Origin of the sequence: Hydrogenophaga sp. NH-16 (genome assembly GCF_004006415.1) — a bacterium.
GTDB classification, from domain to species: domain Bacteria; phylum Pseudomonadota; class Gammaproteobacteria; order Burkholderiales; family Burkholderiaceae_C; genus Hydrogenophaga; species Hydrogenophaga pseudoflava.
Map to the genome: position 1 here is coordinate 2,985,178 of NZ_CP029344.1, position 17,773 is coordinate 3,002,950.

Genomic DNA, 17,773 nt, shown 5'->3' on the forward strand with positions numbered 1-17,773 from the left:
CAGCCAAGATGAATCGATCCCGATCAAAACGGCGTGAGCTCACTGACAAATCCTAAGTCCTGTTTATCCCTCATCCAAAGATTGCCGCACCAACTCCGCGGCCCGATCAAATGACATTGCCTGCACGTGATCGTTTATCGCGCCCCATCGCTGGGGGTCGCCCCCACCATGCGATAGAAGTTCCTCCAGGGCGTCAAGGACCGACATGTCAGCCCCTTCCAACAAGGAAAGTATCCGCACCAGTATTTGGCGCTGAACAGAGGTCAGCATCTGCATCGCTCTGGCGGTCTGGTCAGAGCTAGCCGGGGCCACAGGTTTTGCAATGCCAATATCCAGTAAAGCCTGGTGGGTGCTTGCTGCCACACCACGTAGGCTCACGAGGTCCAGCGCCCGGCCAGCTTTGCAGGACTGCTCTGCTTTCCCTGCGGCTTCGGCCAGAGCATCGGCGCCAATAGTGGCGGCGACCCCTTTGAGGGAGTGCAGTGCCCGACAGGTCTGCTCGCCTTGCTCGTCTTGCGTGGTCGCCTCGCACGCTAGTAACAAGCTCGGCAAATCGGACAGGAATTGGGCGCTCAGGCGGTCCAACAGGGCAGTGCTACCGCCAACACGCTGAAGCGCACCTGATCGGTCCAGTACCGCGGGGGTATTGGCGGCGGCAATGCCAGCGACCGCTCGGGTTTTGGCATTGCGCGATGGCGCTCCCGGAGCTGACACTTGTGCACCTTCGGTAGCCGCTTCCCTTCCCGACCATTGCAACAGCTTGGCGACCAGTTGGTCCAGGTCAAATGGTTTTCCCACATGATCGTTCATGCCTGCGGCCAAACAGGCCTCACGATCACTCGCCATGGCGTTGGCAGTCATGGCGATGATAGGCAACTCGTGCGCGGCCAATCGGCTGCGGATTTCATGTGTTGCGGTAAGCCCATCCATCACAGGCATCTGCATGTCCATGAGCACGGCATCGTACGGCTTGCCGGTCGCCATCCCAGCTTGGACCGCTTCGACCCCACGCAGGCCGTTGTCAGCAATATCAACCATAGCGCCTTGGCCGCAAAGTAGCTCCTCAGCCACCTGCTGGTTGATGGCGCTATCTTCTACCAGCAGTATGCGCATACCGTTCAGCGGCTGAGATACCTCGGCCGTTGAGCGGACGCTGGCAGTGGCATCCACAGGCTGAAAGGCAGATTGCATAGCTTCCAGCAGCATAGAGGCGGTTACCGGCTTCACCAGATAGCCGTCGATCAGGCTCCGAACCTCGGGCGTTTGTTGTGCCAACATCTCACGTCCATGGGCGGTGACCATCATGATCACGGGCGACGAGTTGGAGTTGCTGCCATGGGCAAGCAAGGAACGAATCCGTGCACTCGTCTGCCAGCCGTCCAGGCCAGCCATGAGCCAGTCGACAAAAACCGCTTGATACGGACGTCCTCGGTCGTTGTGCTCAGCAATGAGTGCCAGCGCAGCTTCGCCACTGTCCGCAGTCTCCAGGCACCAGCCCAGAGACTCTCCCATGTGGGCCATCAGCTGCCGGGCCACCGGGTTATCGTCCACCACCAGCACCGAAAGATTTGGGACGCCCCACGGGGCCAAGGCACTCTGGTTGTTGTTGGGCAACGGAGATGGACCGCTCAAGGTCTCCACCACTCTCATCGGCAAGCTGAACGAAAAAGTACTGCCTTGACCCAGGGCGCTTTCCAGGTGGAGCGTCCCACCCATCATTTCGATCAGTCGCCGGCAGATCGACAAACCCAGCCCTGTGCCACCAAAGCGCCGGGTGGTAGAGGCTTCGGCCTGGGTAAAACCCGCAAAAATCTTATGCTGATTTTCCGGTGCGATGCCAATCCCAGTGTCTTTCACCGAGAAATGCACACGGGCCTGTTGCTGGGTTGCCGAAGAATCCAGACTATCCAACGACTCCAGGTAAACCCGAAGGACCACTTCGCCCTCGGACGTGAACTTGATCGCGTTACCACACAGATTGATCAGAATCTGTTGCAGACGCAGGCTGTCGCCCATCAACTTGTGCGGCAGGCGGGGGTCGATGTCAAACAGCACTTCAACCGGCTTTCTGCCAAGGCTGGCAGAGAAGATCACCGACAGGTCACGCATCAGCCGGTCAAGTTCGAAAGGCTGGAAATCCAGCGTCATCTTGCCCGCTTCCACTTTGGAGAAATCCAGAATGTCGTTGAGCAGACCCAGCAGTGACTTGGCCGCGCCCTCGGTTTTCTCCAGGTAGTCCCGCTGGCGCGGCAGCAGCGGCGTGTTGTGCATCAGCTTCAGCATGCCCAGAATGGCGTTCATGGGCGTGCGAATCTCGTGGCTCATATTTGCGAGGAACTCGCCTTTGAAGCGCGAGGCTTGCTGCGCCTGTTCCTTGGCGTTGACCAGGTCGGTGATGTCGATGCGAAACCCCACGGTATGGCCATCGGGCATGCGGCGTTCAATGATGCGCAGGCTGCGACCTGTGCTGAGCCTTTGCAGCACTTGCGATTTGCCCTTGCGGTGGTTGTCCATCCGCTCGGCAACCCAGGCATCCACACGACCGATTGCCTCGACGTAATCCCCCAATTCGGCACCAGCGCGCACGATGGACTCGAAAGACGCGCCTGGCACCATCAGGTGTGCCACATTGGAGTAGACCTGACGGTACTTCTCGTTGCAAAAAACCAATCGGTCTTGCGGGTCGTACAGCACGAAGGCCTCATCCACCGTGTCGATGGCACCCCGCAACAAAGCCTCGCTCCGGGCGATCTGCAGTTGGGCCTGTCTGCTCTCCGTGATGTCCACATAGGCGATCACCACGCCAAAGTCCTCGTGCGCAACCGGCATGGCGCTGACCGACAGCCACACGCTGTGCTGATCCGTGATGACCTGCATCACCGTACCGTGCACCGGGAGTTTTTCGGTGAGCGCGCGTACGCTTGCAAACTCCTCCGCTGGCATGGGGGTACCGTCTTCACGCTTGATGGTCCACTCCTTGTCGTCGTAGGCACGCGCCAGATGCTCGGACTTGGTAATGCCCAGCAGCCGCTCGGATGCTGGGTTGCAGTCGATGATCCGGCCTTCCGGGTCTGTGATGCTGATACCCACTGGCAGGATGTCGTAAACAGCCCGCAGACGCATCTCTTCAGAAGCGATCTTGCGCTCGCGCTCGCGCAGCTCGGTGATGTCGATGTTGACGCCAACCATCCGCACAGCAGCGCCATCATCGTCTCGCAGTACTCGCGCAGTCCCGCGAACATAGCGCGTTGCACCGTCGGGCCGGATGATCCGGAATTCGTTGTCAAACGCCCGAGCCCCATTGAGGGCCTCTTCGACAGCTTGAATCGCGCTCTGTTTGTCTTCAGGGTGCAGACTATTTACCCACAACTCATAGGGCTGCAAATTTTGAGATGCTTGCTGGCCGTACAGACGAAACATGCGTTCGTCCCATTGCAGTGTGTTGTCGGTCAAGTCAAAGATCCATACCCCGATGCCCGCTGACTCAGTGGCAAGCTCAAGGCGATCGCGCGCCATTTGCAACTCTTGCTCTTGCTGCTTCTGATCCGTTACGTCACGGGTAGTGCCCCGGTAGCCTTTGAACTCGCCGAACGCGTCGAACACCGGGAAGCCGCTGATTGAGTAGTAGCGAATTTCGCCATTGGCCAGTTCACGTCGGTACTCGAAATTTCGGAAGACCTCGCGCCTCTGGTGGACAGCAATGTGCGCGGCCCAGTCACTGGTCAGCGGCGTGATCTCCAATATTTCCCAGCGCCTCTTGCCCAGTATGTTCAGACTGGATTGACTGAGCGCATGCTGATCTGCAGCGTGGTCGGTCGCGACAAAGTTGGAAAAACGGAACTCGTCGTCGGTCTCCCAGTACCAGTCGGATGCCACGTGCAGCAGTTCCTTGAACAGGGCTTGGCTTTCGAGCAGTTTGTTCTCTGCTACCTTGCGCTCAGTGATGTCAAGATGAGTGCCGTACATCCAGCCCGGTGAGCCATCGGGTTCGCGTGTGGCCAATTGCCCGCGGTCCAGCACCCAGACCCAGTGCCCCTCGCGATGCCGCATTCGTGCTTCGAACTCGTAAAACTCCAGCTCACCACTGAAATGCCGTTGCAGCATTTCGCCTGAGGCCTTGAGGTCATCGGGGTGTGCGAAACCCATCCAGGTGTCGATCGTTACAGGCTCCAACTCTTGCAGGCTGTAACCCACGATCTCAGCCCAGCGCTCGTTGAATACCGTTTTTCCGCTGGGCACGTGCCACTCCCAGGTACCGGCATCGGTGCCCTTGAGGATGTTGTCGAGCCGTCTGCGCTGGGTCTCTACCTCGACTTGTGCATGCTTCTGTGCCGTGATGTCAACACGGATGGAAATGTATTTCTCCACCATGCCGTCGGTGCCCACGAAGGGTACGATGGTGGAGTCCACCCAGTAAAGCTCGCCGCTCTTACTGCGATTGCAGACCTCGCCACGCCAGATTTGACCGCTGCTGATGGTGGCCCAGGCGGCGCGCCAAAATTCGTCCGGCTGGGTGCCCGACTTGAGCAGCCGGTGGTTGGCCCCGATCAGTTCATTGCGTTCGTAGCCGCTGATCTGCACGAACGCGTCGTTCACCTCGACAATCTTGCCCTGCAAATCGGCCACAGAGTAGATGGTGCCCTGGTTGATGGCGTTCGTCAGAGAACCGTTAACCTGCAAGGCACGCTGGAGCTTCTCCAGCGCAGTGTGCCGGTCGGTCACATCGCTCTGAACGGCCATGAAGCCTGTGTGTAGACCACTGTGTTCGAAGAGAGGATTGATTTCGAGCTCCAGCCAGTAGAGTCGCCCGTCTTTTGCGCGATTAAGAATCTCTTTTTTGCAGACCTCGCGCCGTTCCAGTGCCTCGTGAATTTGAAACACGGTATGGGGATCGGTCTCAGGGCACTGCAAAAGGCTGCCGGGTTTTGCGCCCAAGGCCTCCTGAAGCGAGTAGCCAGTGATGCGGGTGAAGCCTTCATTGACCCATTCGATCCGCCCTCCCGGGTCGGTCAGCACCACTGCGTTGGTGGTTTCGCGCGCCACGCGGGCCAGCCAGGCGAGTTCTTGCTGCTGCGCCTTTGACTCCTGCAGCGCCTGCACCAGACGCTCATTGGTCTCACGTTCCTTCGTGACGTCCAGGCCTATTTCAATGAACCCGATCACCTGCCCTGCAGGGTCGCGAATGGGTTGTACTTCGGTGTCGAGCCAGTAGGTATGCCCGTCTTTGGCGCGGTTGAGAATTTGAACCCGGCAACCTTCCCCTTGCTCCGCCGCCTGTTTTAGCTGTTCCAGGGTCGCTGGATCGGCAAGACCACTGCCCAACAGCTCTCCAGGCGTGCGTCCCGTAGCATCCTCAACGGTGTATCCTGTAATTCGAGTGAACCCCTCATTGACCCACGTGATGCGCAAATTCGCGTCCGTCATGACGACGGCGTTTGTAGTTCGCTCGGCGACCACAGCCAGTTTTTGAAGATCCATGGTCATGGCCTGTGCGCGGGCCTCGGCCCGTTCACGGCCAACTAACTGGAGCCACATCACCCAGCACAACAGCAGGGTCAGCGTCGCACCGCCGGCCCCGAATGCGTACACCAACAGGCCGTTCGCGGTGGCATCGAGGTCGGGGGTGCTTTTTGCCCTGATAAACAAGGTCATCCCGTTTGAAACGAGAGGTACTTCAGCGCTTACGAAAGGGTTCGCAGGCTCCCTTTCACTTTCATAGAGCGACTTCCCTCCTTCGGCGATCGACCTGTCGGAGATCTGTATCTGCAGCCCGCTGGTGCGGAGCAAAGCCATGCCGGGCAGCAACAGCTCTTCTAGCACGATGGGCGAATAGGTCAGCCCCTGCAGAGCGGCCAACCGTTCTTCCGAGCTGTTCAATGGCTGCCCGGGCCGGTACACCGGGACAAACAACAGAAACCCCGGACGAGTCTGTTCGTCTTGCACCAAGGTGATGACGCCAGTCAGCGCAGGCTCGCCACTGCGAGCAGCACGCTCTGCACCCTCACGCCGAACTGCTTCAGAGCCAATATCCAAACCAAGGGCGGAGCGGTTTCTGGCCAGTGGCTCTATGTATTTGATGACGTACAAGTCGGCGGCCCCGCCACCCAGACTACTCACCTCAAAGTCAGGTGCGCCGTCGGCCCGCTCGCGAAGAACAAAGCTGTCAAGTTCAGGCCGCTGCAAACGCTCAATAAAACCCATGCCTCGCACCCCGGGGAACTCTGCGGCGAGGTTGCGCGACTGCACATAGCGTTGAAACGACCGTCGATCCAGGGATCCGCTGGCCGCGTACACGCCACGTGCACCCATCAAGCCGTACACCGGTGTCTGAAAGCGTCGATGTATGTCGTCGCTGACTCTTTCTAGCTCAAAGTTGAATCGCGCATGCAAGCGTTCATGCAGGTAGTCGTGCAGCCAAAATGTCAACGCCGCCGTAATGAGCATGCCCAGGATCCAAAGGGCGAAAATCCGTAGCGCCGGTTTGGCGCGGAGTTGCTGCAACTGAGGGCTCATTGGTTGACTCGGCTGAATTAAAGCTTCTGGCGTCTTTCAATGCAGAAGACCCGCAATGCTCCGCACCGTATCTCTAGCCTAGCCTCGCTAGGACAGCGTGCTCTTCACAAAAACGGGGCGTTTCCATGCCATTAAAGCTCTGATCCGCTGTATGGTGTTCGCCATGTTCCCGGACGCCGGCTTGTGAAGCCCGTCAAACTTCGCTTAGATTTGAGCGGGCCGACCAAGTTTGGCTTTCGGTTTTTGAGCGCTCTGGAACAGCAACCCTACGACCTCTTTGCCTCATAAAGACGCCATACAGACCAGCGCCAGTCTCGGCGCCCGACGGTCGCTTTGAGGTACTCAGCATGGGCAGGCCAGGAAGCACCCACCGGCTGCAATCGCTGCGTTGCTGCCTCTCGGGACCGCAAAGTCTGATCAAGTTAAGGGTTGTAGGACTCCCAACCAACCATCCCGGCTCGGAGACTACCGCGCGAGCGGTTTAGTCCCAAGGCTGGTTGCGGACTTTCGCCCGTTGTTCAACGAGCGACATCTTCAGTTAAGGCTTGTGTGACACCTGCCCAGCCGCCCAGGCGGTCGAGCACCCTCACTGCTGTCGGGCAGGTGTTGCATAAGCCTCGAGGGAGGAAACCGCGGCGACCGCCACGGTAGTTGTCGAGCGCGGTGACTATGGCGATTGCTCTACGCGCGGGTCGCGAGTTGGCAGCCTGCGACTGAGCATCGACACCGCATCGATGACCGCAGGCGCCCATCTGTGTGCCACTTCGATACGGCAGGAACTCTTGGCCGAGCCTGCGCAGACGCTGACCAGGCGACGCACGCAGCAGCCCACCGGGCGCCATGTCCAGCGTCGAGTTGATCGGCGGTGTTCGAGCGTGGTCAGCCGCTCCAGCAGCACCGGGCTGAGCATGGCGTAGCGATCCTTGCGGCCTTTGCCCTGCTCCACGCGCAGGGTCATGCGCTCACCATCGATGTCGCCGACCTTGAGCGAGACGACTTCGCTCACGCGCAGGCCCGCGCCGTAGGCCACCGACATGGCGGCCTGGTGCTTGAGGTTGGGCGCGGCGGCGATCAGGCGGCCGACTTCCTCAGGGCTCAGGATCACGGGCAGCTTGCGAGGCACCGCCACATGCGTCATCTTGAGCATGAGCTCGGGCCGGCCCAGCGTGATGTCGAAGAAGAACTTCAGCCCGGTGATGGTGGCGTTGATGGTGACCGGTCCAGTGCCGGTGTCCACCAGGTGCAACTGGAAACGGCGCAGATCCTCGGCGGTGGCGGTGTGCGGCGAGCGGCCGAGGAAGGTGGCGAGCTTGCGCACGGCGCGGATGTAGCCCTCCTGCGTGTGCTCGGCGAACTGGCGCATGCGCATGTCCTCGAGCATGCGTTGGCGCAGCGGCGATACGGCCGCGGATGGGGTCGGGGTGGAAACGTCCATGATCCTGCTCCTGTCGGTGACCGAGGCGGATTGCCTCGATCGCCAACATCGCAGAATCACGCGCGCAACGAAACGCCACCAACGTAGCCGGAGCGTCTACCGCGCGAGCGGTTTAGTCCTCCGCCCCTTTGCGGACGTTGGACCGCCAACAAACAGGGGCCGCTCAGGGGGCAAATTCGGACAACCCTGCCCCCCGGGAAGAGGGGGCCGCCATTACCGCGAGGCGCAGCCACCCATCTCTTTGTCTGCTAGTACGCCAACACAATGCGGAGGTGCTGCTTTCGTCCGGCTGATAACCGCCACTCTGTAGCGCCGGCTGGTAGCAATGCATCCGCCTGCTCGGCGGGGCGACCATTCACCCGCAGGCCGCCACCAATTGCCAGTCGGCGGGCAGCACTCTTGGAAGCCGTCAAACCGCCCTCCGCCGCCAACTCGGCTAGCGTTACACCGGCTTTCCAGCGCTCTTGGCTGATGACCAAGATCGGCAAGCCCCCTGACTCAAACGAGGCCGACTTCTGCCATGGAGCAGACCACCTCACCCGCCACGATGAAGTGGTCTAGCACCCGCACGTCGACCAGGGCCGTGGCCTGCTTGATCGTCTGCGTCAGATGTTCGTCGGCTCGCGACGGACGCGCTTCGCCACTGGGGTGGTTGTGCACCAAGACCAGGGCACTGCTGTTGCGCAGAATAGCATCGCGCACAACCTCACGCGGGTAGACGGAGGTCTGACTCACCGTGCCCCGGAACATCTCGACGTAGTCCAGCACGCGGTTCTGTGAGTCCAGGTGCATCACCGCAAACACCTCGTGCGGCAGATGGCCCAGGCGAGAGCGCAGGAATTCCTTGACCACGGCAGGCGAGTCCATCAGGTCGCGGCCACGCACTTGGGCCGCCAGCAAGCGCTGCGCGGCCAGCAGAACCTCGTCGGCCTCGGCGGGACGGTACTGCCCGGTCACATCGCGGATGAGCAAGCCGCCCGAACCAGCGGGCACCGACAGGAAGGAATCGAGGGAAGAGAACAGATCGTGCTGCATGACCAACTCCGGTGATCGGGCGGGATTGCCCGAGACCGGAACCGGCACACCGCAGCGCAGCGGTCACAGGTTCGAAGACGGCCGAGAGGCCGCCAGCGCCCACCGGGCGCGCAGACCTTGACGGCGAGAACGGTGTGCAAGGATGAAGGGATCAGCAAGCCAGCCCCACCACACATGCCTGAGCGAAGCAGGCAAGCGCAGCGCGCAGGCCGGGACGGCCGGAGGCGTCAGGGATCGGAGCCTTATGGCCGCGACCTGCAGGGGCGCGGGGCGCAGCCCGCAGAGCCCGACGGCGGTACGCCGGGACGCTCAGTCCCCCAAGGGAAACTCCGCACACAAACCGAGCGCAGATCAAACGTGACCCCGTCAGCGACACGTCACCAGAACATGTCGCCAAAAACCCATTTCGCGAACTCGAACTTTTTTGTCGTCCGGTGGCGCAAAGACCGGCAGGCGTTGCTTGCCCGCCACAGGCGCCTACATGCAAGACCCTGTGAGAACAAAAAGCCTGTTGCTACGACGTGGGTTCTTCGTGAGGCCGTCATCAGAACGGCGTGCGCAACGGCGGTTTACCCCCCGGTTTACCCCCGGAGCGCCACAAAGAAAAACGGGTTAGCTCATTTCTGAGCTAACCCGTTGATTTTATTGGTCGGCGTGGCGGGATTCGAACTCGCGACCCCTTGCACCCCATGCAAGTGCGCTACCAGGCTGCGCTACACGCCGACAAGCCTTGCATTATAGCGTGCAAATAGAGCGATTCACACGGGAGCAGTAAGAAGCTCGCGAATTTCAAGCAACTCCCGTCGGACACCCAGCAACGCAGCTGATGGTTGCTCAGAAACCGCGGGGATGGCCTCTGCCACCAGATCTTCTTCTGCGTCCCCCAGGACGTCGTATCCGACAGAATCGGCGAAATCGTCATCCTGCGCGCGGCGCCTGTCCCGCTCGGCCTGCACCAACTCCTGAAGCTTGTTGCGGGCCCCACTGATGGTGAAGCCTTGGTCATACAGCAACTCTCGGATCCGCCGAATCATGAGCACTTCGTGGTGCTGGTAGTAACGTCGGTTGCCACGCCGCTTCATCGGGCGCAACTGGGTGAACTCCTGCTCCCAGTAGCGCAGCACGTGCGGCTTGACACCACACAACTCGCCCACTTCCCCAATGGTGAAGTAGCGTTTTGCGGGGATCGGGGGAAGCGATTTTTCCATCAAAATCAATGCGGTATAGACCGAACCTTGAAATTTACTCTAAGCGCTGGTGCCGCGCGCTGCGCATCGAAAAAAACCGTACAAACTGTTGCAAATCCATCTCCTCAGCACTTTTTCGTGGCAGCGGAAGATAAAAAAACCCGGCGACCACAGGTCCCGGGCTTCATTGATTGCCTGTAGTGCAAGGCTGTGCGAAATGCTCAGCCGGTGACAACGGCCGCCTGCACCTGCTCCTTGAGTTTGGGGCTCGCATGGAACGTGACCACCCGACGAGCCTCGATGGCCACGGGTTCTCCTGTTCTGGGGTTGCGACCCGGTCGCGGGGCCTTGGTTCGGATCTGAAAGTTGCCGAAGCCGGAGATCTTGACGTCGGTGCCCTCGACCAGACAGTCTGTGATCAGGTCAAAAAACGCATCAATCATGTCCTTGGACTCGCGCTTGTTCAGACCGATCTGATCAAACAACAGCTCAGCAAGCTGCGCCTTTGTGAGTGCAGGAGTCTCCAGGCTCTCGACTGCCAGTTCCATTGGGGTGTGCTCCAGGTTCTTGTCCATACGCAAGGCGCTCAACGCAGGCGCGCACCCACGCGCTGTTCCAGCGAAACCAGCGCGCCCTTGACCGCCGCCTCAATCTCCTGCTCGGTCAGTGTAGCGTCCTCCCGACTGAGCGTCAGGCGCACTGCCAAGCTCTTCTCGTCCGACGCCAGGCCGCCGCCCTGCCCTTCGGACATCTTCTTGGGCCGGTACACATCGAACAACACGGCGTCGCGAAGAAGCTCACCTCCTGCGTCACGAATGGCGTCCATTACCGCGGCGTGCGTCACCGCCTCCTTGACCACGATGGCGATATCGCGCTCGACCGGCTGGTGGCGGCTCACGCTCTGGAACACCGGAACCTCGCGCTGCAGCACCGCATCCAGTGCGAGTTCAAACATCACCGGCGCCTGCGTCAGGTCGTAGCCCTGGCGCCACTTCGGATGCAGTTCGCCCACGTGACCGATGCAGCGCTCACCCAGCCAGACGCTGGCGCAGCGACCCGGGTGCATCGCGGAGTGCTCGGCTGGCTTGAAGGAAGCTTGCAATGGCGCCAGCAGCGCCTGCACATCCCCCTTGATGTCGAAGAAATCGACGTTGCGCTCGGCGCAACCCCATTGCAGGCTGTCGACCCCGCCATACGCCAGACCTGCCACCCGCATAGGTTGGTCGAACCCGGCGACGGAGGTGTCGCTGTCCTGAACCGACGGGTCCTTGCGGAACACGCGCCCCAGTTCAAACAGGCGCACACGCTGTGCCTTGCGGTCCAAGTTGAACTTGAGCACCGCGATCAGGCTGCCCAGCAGCGACGAGCGCATCACGTTCATCTGGCTGGCGATCGGATTCAGCAGTTTGATCGGATCGGCATTGCCAGCCAGTTCGTGCTCCCACCGCTCTTCGACAAAGCTGAAATTGATGGTTTCCTGATAGCCCAGTTGCGCCAGTTGACGGCGCACAGCAAATGGGCCGCGCCGGCTCTCGACCCGCAGCTTGGCGGTGATGGGCGCCAGCGGCGGATTCGTCGGCAGTTGTTCGTAGCCGATCACACGCGCGACCTCTTCGATCAGGTCTTCTTCGATCTGCAGGTCAAAACGAAAGGCCGGTGGTGCAACGGTGACCGTGCCCTCGCCTTCGGTCACAGCCAAGCCAAGGCGGCGCAGCGCGCCAACGCACTGCTCCTGAGTCACCGGCATGCCGATAACCTTTGCCGTGCGAGCCACGCGCAGCGTGACCGGCCTGCCTTCCGGCAACGCAAGCACCTGATCGTCCAGCGGGCCTGCCTGACCTCCACAGATCTCCAGCACCAGCTGCGTGATGCGCTCGACGTGTTCGACCGTGGTCGACGGGTCGACGCCACGCTCAAAGCGGTGGCCCGCATCGGTGCTGAAGTTGTAGCGGCGCGAACGGCCGGCGATCGCCTTGGGCCACCAGAACGCGGCTTCGATGAAGATGCTCTTCGTGTCGTCCGACACAGCGGTCGCGTCGCCACCCATGATGCCCGCCAGCGACTCGACCTGCAGATCGTCGGCGATCACACCCACGCTGCTGTCGAGCGTGACGGTATTGCCGTTGAGCAGCTTGAGCTGTTCGCCCTCGCGGCCCCAGCGCACCTGCAATCCGCCATGGATCTTGTCGAGGTCGAAGATGTGCGAGGGACGGCCCAACTCGAACATCACGTAGTTGGAAATATCCACCAGTGGCGAAACGCTGCGCTGGCCGCAACGCGCCAGGCGCTCGACCATCCAGGCCGGCGTCTGCGCCTGGGTGTTGACGCCACGCACCACGCGGCCGCTGAAACGGCCGCAGAGATCAGGCGCCTGCACACTCACCGGCAGGCGGTCTTGCGCCTGCACGGCGGCTTTCGGAAACTCGGGCTGTACAAGCGGTGTACCGGTCAGGGCCGAGACCTCGCGTGCAATGCCATACACGCTCAGACAGTGCGCCAGGTTGGGCGTGAGCTTGAGCGTGAACAACATGTCGTCCAGTCCCAACTGCTCGCGGATGTTGCGGCCAGCCACAGCGTCGTCAGCCAGTTCCAGCAGGCCGTTGCTCTCCTCAGAAATCTGCAATTCCTTGGCCGAGCACAGCATGCCCTGGCTCTCGACGCCGCGCAGTTTGCCCAGCTTGATGGCGAAGGGTTTGCCGTCTTCGCCTGGCGGCAGCAACGCGCCAACAGTGGCGCACGGGACCTTGATGCCGGCACGCGCGTTGGGAGCGCCACAAACGATGTTCAACGGAGCGCCCTGCCCCACGTCCACCTGGCAAACGCGCAGGCGGTCGGCGTTGGGGTGTTGCTCGGCGCTCAGGATCTGTCCAACCACCACACCGGTGAAGGCGGGCGCAAACGGGCGCAGCTCCTCAACCTCCAAACCAGCCATGGTCAGGGTGTCGGCCAGTTGCTGACTGGTCAGGGGCGGGTTGCAGAAGGCACGCAGCCAGGATTCGGGGAATTGCATGATTTCTTCAGCTCAACAAGACTTCAACGGAACTGCGACAGGAAGCGAATGTCGCCGTCGAAGAACAGGCGCAGGTCGTTCACGCCATACCGCAGCATGGTCAGGCGGTCCGGCCCCATGCCGAAGGCAAAACCGATGTAGCGCTCAGGGTCCAGCCCCATGTTGCGCACCACGTTCGGATGCACCTGACCAGATCCGGCCACCTCCAGCCAGCGCCCGGCCAACGGGCCGCTCTGGAACTGGATGTCGATCTCGGCGCTGGGCTCGGTGAACGGGAAGAAGCTGGGACGGAACCGCAACACCAGATCGTCGCTCTCGAAAAAGGCGCGGCAGAAATCTGTGAAGACGACCTTGAGGTCCTTGAAGCTCACGTTCTCGCCGATCCACAAGCCTTCGCACTGGTGGAACATGGGCGAGTGCGTGGCGTCGCTGTCAACACGGTAGGTGCGTCCCGGCGCGATCACGCGTATTTCGGGCATCGGCTGGCCCGCATCCAGCGCGCCACGGTGGCGCTTGACGTGCTGCACCGCATGGCGGATCTGCATCGGGCTGGTGTGAGTACGAAGGAGGTTGGGTGCCTTGGCGCTGCCGCCTTCCACATAAAACGTGTCATGCATGGAACGCGCCGGATGGTCCTCGGGTGTGTTCAGTGCGGTGAAGTTGAACCAGTCGGACTCGATCTCGGGGCCCTCGGCCACCTCAAAGCCCTGCGAACCGAAGATGGCTTCGATGCGCTCCAGCGTCAGGCTCACCGGATGCAGGCCACCCTGGCCACGCTGCCGACCGGGCAGCGTCACGTCCAGCGCCTCGGCCTTGAGCTGCGCCTGCAACTCGGCATCGGCCAGCGCCTGGCGGCGTTCGGTCAGCGCGGCTTCGATCGACTGCTTGGCCACGTTGATGGCCGCACCACGGGTCTTCTTTTCCTCGACCGGCAGGGAAGCCATGCCCTTCATCAGCTCGGTGATGCGGCCCGACTTGCCCAGGTACTGCGCCTTGGCATTTTCCAGATCGGCGGGGGTGGCTGCCTGCGCGAACGCGGCGCGTGCGCTGTCAACCAGTGCGTCCAACTCGTTCATGTGTATCTCGTCCGGGAAAACAAAAAAGGGGTTGAGAGCAGCGAGGGAATCCCTCAAGCCTCAACCCCTTTGAGCGACATCGTCACCACCGGCCGGAGCAGGCGGGGACAGTCGTGAATCAAGCGGCCAGCTTGGCTTTGACTTGCTCCACGATGCTGTTGAAAGCAGCAACGTCGTTGACGGCCAGATCGGCCAGAACCTTGCGGTCGATCTCGATCTGTGCCTTCTTCAGGCCATTGGCGAACTGGCTGTACGTCAGGCCGCAAGCGCGTGCACCGGCGTTGATACGCGCGATCCACAGCTGACGGAAGACGCGCTTCTTGGTACGGCGGTCACGGTAGGCGTATTGACCGGCCTTCATCACCGCCTGTTTGGCGATGCGGAAAACGTTACCGCGGCGACCGCGGAAACCCTTGGCAAGGGCGAGAACTTTTTTGTGACGGGCGCGTGCCGTTACACCACGTTTGACGCGAGGCATGTGTTGCTCCTTGTTCGTCGTTGATCAAATGCCCATGCCGGGCAGCATCTGTGCCATGTGACCCATATTGGTCTCATGAACAGTCACCGCACCACGCAGATGGCGCTTGTTCTTGGTGGTCTTCTTGGTCAGGATGTGACGTTTGAAGGCTTGACCGCGCTTGACGGTGCCACCGGGACGAACGCGAAAACGCTTCTTCGCGCTGCTCTTGGTCTTCATTTTGGGCATGTGAATGCTCCTTTTCATTTGTGCTCGTGAGGCGCCGCGAACCTTCCGCGGACTTGCTGGCCCCGAGCCACTTTTGATGGACCACCCATTTGGGTCGTCCAGTTCGGAGAGAGGCTTTCACCCCTCACCTCGAAAGGACCGACAGACTAGACCGGCCTTTTCAATCCTGACGGCAAAGACTTGCCACTGATTGTCAGGCGGCTGGCTGGACAACAGCCTCCGCCTTGGGTGCCCCACCGCCTGCTTTCTTTTTCCCGGGCGCAATCATCATGATCATCTGGCGCCCTTCGAGCTTCGGGAACTGCTCAACCACGATCGCATCGCCCAGTTCATCCCTGATGCGATTCAGCAGAGCGAGACCCAACTCCTGGTGGGTGATCTCACGACCCCGGAACCGCAGCGTGATCTTGCACTTGTCTCCGTCGTCCAGAAAACGGCGAATGTTGCGCATCTTGATGTTGTAGTCGCCGTCGTCGGTCCCGGGACGGAACTTCACTTCCTTAATCTCGATGACAGTCTGCTTGGCCTTTGCCTCAGCAGCTTTTTTCTGCTCCTGGTATTTGAACTTGCCATAGTCCATCAGCCGGCACACCGGCGGGTTCGCTGTCGCCGCGATCTCGACCAGATCTACGTCCAGCTCACCGGCCATGCGCAACGCTTCCTGGAGGCTGACAATGCCCAAAGGCTCGTTGTCTGGCCCGTTGAGGCGGACCTCGGGGGCCATGATTTCCCGGTTCAGGCGGTGTGCACGCTCTTCACGCTGGCGGCGGTCGCGAAAGTTGGTAGCTATGGCTAGTTCCTTGTCGTGGGCAGTTGGTCAGAAAAAAACAAACCCCTCGGGGCCACGCGCAGTGCACAGCAGCCGAGGGGCCTTCCGGAGCGGATGAAATCACACCTTGGAGGAAACGTCTGTCGCCACTAATTGGGAGAAACTCTCCAGCGACATGACACCGAGGTCTTTGTTGCCTCGTGCCCGCACAGCCACAGCGCCAGCGCCTTTTTCCTTGTCGCCCACGACGAGGATGTAAGGCAGCTTTTGCAACGCATGTTCGCGTATTTTATACGTAATTTTCTCGTTGCGCAGGTCTGTTTCAACCCTAAGCCCTTGTTTTTGCAGCGATTTCGCCACTTCCTGAGCGTAATCCGCCTGCGCATCGGTGATGTTGAGAACAGCCACCTGCACCGGCGCCAGCCAAACAGGGAGCGCACCTGCATGCTGCTCGATCAAGATTCCGATGAAGCGTTCGAGACTGCCCACGATGGCGCGATGCAGCATGATGGGACGATGGCGCGAGCCATCTTCCCCAACGAACTCTGCGCCAAGTCGTTCGGGAAGATTGGGGTCGACCTGGATGGTGCCGCACTGCCATTCGCGGCCCAAAGCATCCTTGAGCGTGTATTCGATCTTGGGCCCGTAGAACGCCCCTTCACCCGGCAGGTACTCGAACGCACACCCCGAAGCTCTCAGCCCTTCGGCCAACGCCGCCTCCGCCTTGTCCCAGCTCTCTTCGGTGCCGATGCGCTTTTCGGGACGAGTCGAAAGCTTGTAGAGGATGTTGGTGAAGCCGAAGTCCTTGTAGACCTGCTGCAGCAAAGTGGTGAACGCCTTGACTTCGGACTGGATCTGGTCCTCGGTACAAAAAATATGGCCGTCATCCTGCGTGAATGCACGCACACGCATGATGCCGTGCAGCCCTCCCGAGGGCTCGTTGCGGTGACACTGGCCAAATTCGCCGTAGCGCAGTGGCAGGTCCCGGTAGCTTTTGATTCCCTGCTTGAAGATGATGATGTGGCCCGGGCAGTTCATCGGCTTGAGCGCGTAGTCGCGCTTTTCCGACTCGGTCACGAACATGTTCTCTCGGTACTTGTCCCAGTGCCCGGTCTTCTCCCAAAGCGCCTTGTCCAGGATCTGAGGCCCCTTAACCTCCTGGTAGCCGTTGTCGCGGTAGACGGCCCGCATGTACTGCTCCACGGCCTGCCAAACGGTCCATCCTTTGGGATGCCAGAACACGGTGCCAGGCGAGTGCTCGTCCAGGTGGAACAGATCCAGCTCGCGACCGAGCTTGCGATGATCCCGCTTCTCAGCCTCTTCCAACATGATCAAGTACTGCTGAAGCTCATCCTTCGAGGCCCAGGCAGTGCCATAGATGCGCTGCAGCATTTCGTTGCGATGGTCACCTCGCCAATACGCCCCAGCGACTTTCATGAGCTTGAAGTGCTTGAGCTTGCCGGTGCTGGGCACATGCGGGCCACGGCAGAGGTCTTCGAAGGCGCCCTCGCGGTACAGCGACACATCCTCGCTGCTCGGAATGCTGGCGATGATCTCGGCCTTGTAGTGCTCACCCAATCCCTTGAAATACGCCACCGCCTCGTCGCGCGGGAGCACACGGCGCACCACTGTTTCGTCCTTGTTGGCCAGTTCGATCATCTTCTTTTCGATAGCCGCAAGGTCTTCGGGCGTGAAGGGCCTCTTGTAGGAAAAGTCGTAGTAGAAACCGTGCTCGATCACGGGACCGATGGTGACCTGTGCGTCGGGAAACAGTTCCTTGACAGCGTAGGCCAGCAGATGGGCGGTGGAGTGTCGGATCATCTCCAGGCCATCGGCGTCCTTGGCAGTCACAATGGCCAGCGAAGCGTCTTCTGCGATCAGGAAACTGGTGTCCACCAATCTGCCGTTGACCTTGCCACCCAGCGCCGCCTTGGCCAGACCGGCGCCGATGGAGGCGGCCACCTCGGCCACGGTCACTGGCCCAGGGAATTGTCGCGAGGAACCGTCAGGAAGTGTGATGTTGGGCATGGCGTGATCAGAGA

At 60.7% G+C, this 17,773-nt stretch carries 11 protein-coding genes and 1 tRNA gene; all 12 read right to left on the bottom strand.

Features of this window, described 5'->3' with window-relative positions:
* Positions 1-63 precede the first annotated feature (63 nt).
* Positions 64-6,501 (bottom strand): PAS domain S-box protein, encoded by a 6,438-nt coding sequence (locus DD542_RS14385; RefSeq protein ID WP_164868404.1) that lies wholly within the window; start codon positions 6,499-6,501, stop codon positions 64-66.
* Positions 6,502-7,180: 679 nt separating this feature from the next.
* Positions 7,181-7,948, bottom strand: coding sequence for a phage integrase N-terminal SAM-like domain-containing protein (locus DD542_RS14390; protein WP_241559559.1), 768 nt, complete (start codon positions 7,946-7,948; stop codon positions 7,181-7,183).
* Positions 7,949-8,446: 498 nt separating this feature from the next.
* Positions 8,447-8,983 (bottom strand): DNA repair protein RadC, encoded by a 537-nt coding sequence (gene radC / locus DD542_RS14395; protein WP_127806126.1) that lies wholly within the window; start codon positions 8,981-8,983, stop codon positions 8,447-8,449.
* A 646-nt stretch (positions 8,984-9,629) separates the two neighbouring features.
* Positions 9,630-9,706: transfer RNA gene (locus DD542_RS14400), tRNA-Pro, on the bottom strand.
* Between the two features lie 35 nt (positions 9,707-9,741).
* Positions 9,742-10,191 carry a MerR family transcriptional regulator gene (locus DD542_RS14405; protein WP_066151469.1) on the bottom strand — a complete coding sequence of 150 codons (450 nt, stop codon included), beginning with the start codon at positions 10,189-10,191 and terminating at the stop codon, positions 9,742-9,744.
* A 200-nt stretch (positions 10,192-10,391) separates the two neighbouring features.
* Positions 10,392-10,718: an integration host factor subunit alpha gene (locus DD542_RS14410; RefSeq protein ID WP_066151798.1), complete on the bottom strand. Its 327-nt coding sequence runs from the start codon at positions 10,716-10,718 to the stop codon at positions 10,392-10,394.
* A gap of 38 nt (positions 10,719-10,756) precedes the next feature.
* Positions 10,757-13,180: a phenylalanine--tRNA ligase subunit beta gene (gene pheT, locus DD542_RS14415; RefSeq protein WP_127806127.1), complete on the bottom strand. Its 2,424-nt coding sequence runs from the start codon at positions 13,178-13,180 to the stop codon at positions 10,757-10,759.
* 23 nt (positions 13,181-13,203) lie between these two features.
* On the bottom strand, positions 13,204-14,256 hold the full coding sequence (gene pheS, locus DD542_RS14420) for a phenylalanine--tRNA ligase subunit alpha (protein WP_066151475.1): 1,053 nt from the start codon (positions 14,254-14,256) through the stop codon (positions 13,204-13,206).
* A gap of 118 nt (positions 14,257-14,374) precedes the next feature.
* Positions 14,375-14,734: a 50S ribosomal protein L20 gene (rplT, locus tag DD542_RS14425; RefSeq protein WP_066151478.1), complete on the bottom strand. Its 360-nt coding sequence runs from the start codon at positions 14,732-14,734 to the stop codon at positions 14,375-14,377.
* Positions 14,735-14,758: 24 nt separating this feature from the next.
* Positions 14,759-14,962 (bottom strand): 50S ribosomal protein L35, encoded by a 204-nt coding sequence (gene rpmI / locus DD542_RS14430; RefSeq protein WP_066151481.1) that lies wholly within the window; start codon positions 14,960-14,962, stop codon positions 14,759-14,761.
* A gap of 193 nt (positions 14,963-15,155) precedes the next feature.
* On the bottom strand, positions 15,156-15,752 hold the full coding sequence (gene infC, locus DD542_RS14435; protein WP_079365662.1) for a translation initiation factor IF-3: 597 nt from the start codon (positions 15,750-15,752) through the stop codon (positions 15,156-15,158).
* Positions 15,753-15,851: 99 nt separating this feature from the next.
* Positions 15,852-17,759 carry a threonine--tRNA ligase gene (gene thrS / locus DD542_RS14440; RefSeq protein WP_079365661.1) on the bottom strand — a complete coding sequence of 636 codons (1,908 nt, stop codon included), beginning with the start codon at positions 17,757-17,759 and terminating at the stop codon, positions 15,852-15,854.
* Between the last annotated feature and the right edge of the window lie 14 nt (positions 17,760-17,773).

Bases quoted from the DNA above. Each gene is read 5' to 3' on its own strand.
- DD542_RS14390 (WP_241559559.1), bottom strand. From the start codon at position 7,948: ATGGACGTTTCCACCCCGACCCCATCCGCGGCCGTATCGCCGCTGCGC.
- radC (WP_127806126.1), bottom strand. From the start codon at position 8,983: ATGCAGCACGATCTGTTCTCTTCCCTCGATTCCTTCCTGTCGGTGCCC.
- DD542_RS14405 (WP_066151469.1), bottom strand. From the start codon at position 10,191: ATGGAAAAATCGCTTCCCCCGATCCCCGCAAAACGCTACTTCACCATT.
- DD542_RS14410 (WP_066151798.1), bottom strand. From the start codon at position 10,718: ATGGAACTGGCAGTCGAGAGCCTGGAGACTCCTGCACTCACAAAGGCG.
- pheT (WP_127806127.1), bottom strand. From the start codon at position 13,180: ATGCAATTCCCCGAATCCTGGCTGCGTGCCTTCTGCAACCCGCCCCTG.
- pheS (WP_066151475.1), bottom strand. From the start codon at position 14,256: ATGAACGAGTTGGACGCACTGGTTGACAGCGCACGCGCCGCGTTCGCG.
- rplT (WP_066151478.1), bottom strand. From the start codon at position 14,734: ATGCCTCGCGTCAAACGTGGTGTAACGGCACGCGCCCGTCACAAAAAA.
- rpmI (WP_066151481.1), bottom strand. From the start codon at position 14,962: ATGCCCAAAATGAAGACCAAGAGCAGCGCGAAGAAGCGTTTTCGCGTT.
- thrS (WP_079365661.1), bottom strand. From the start codon at position 17,759: ATGCCCAACATCACACTTCCTGACGGTTCCTCGCGACAATTCCCTGGG.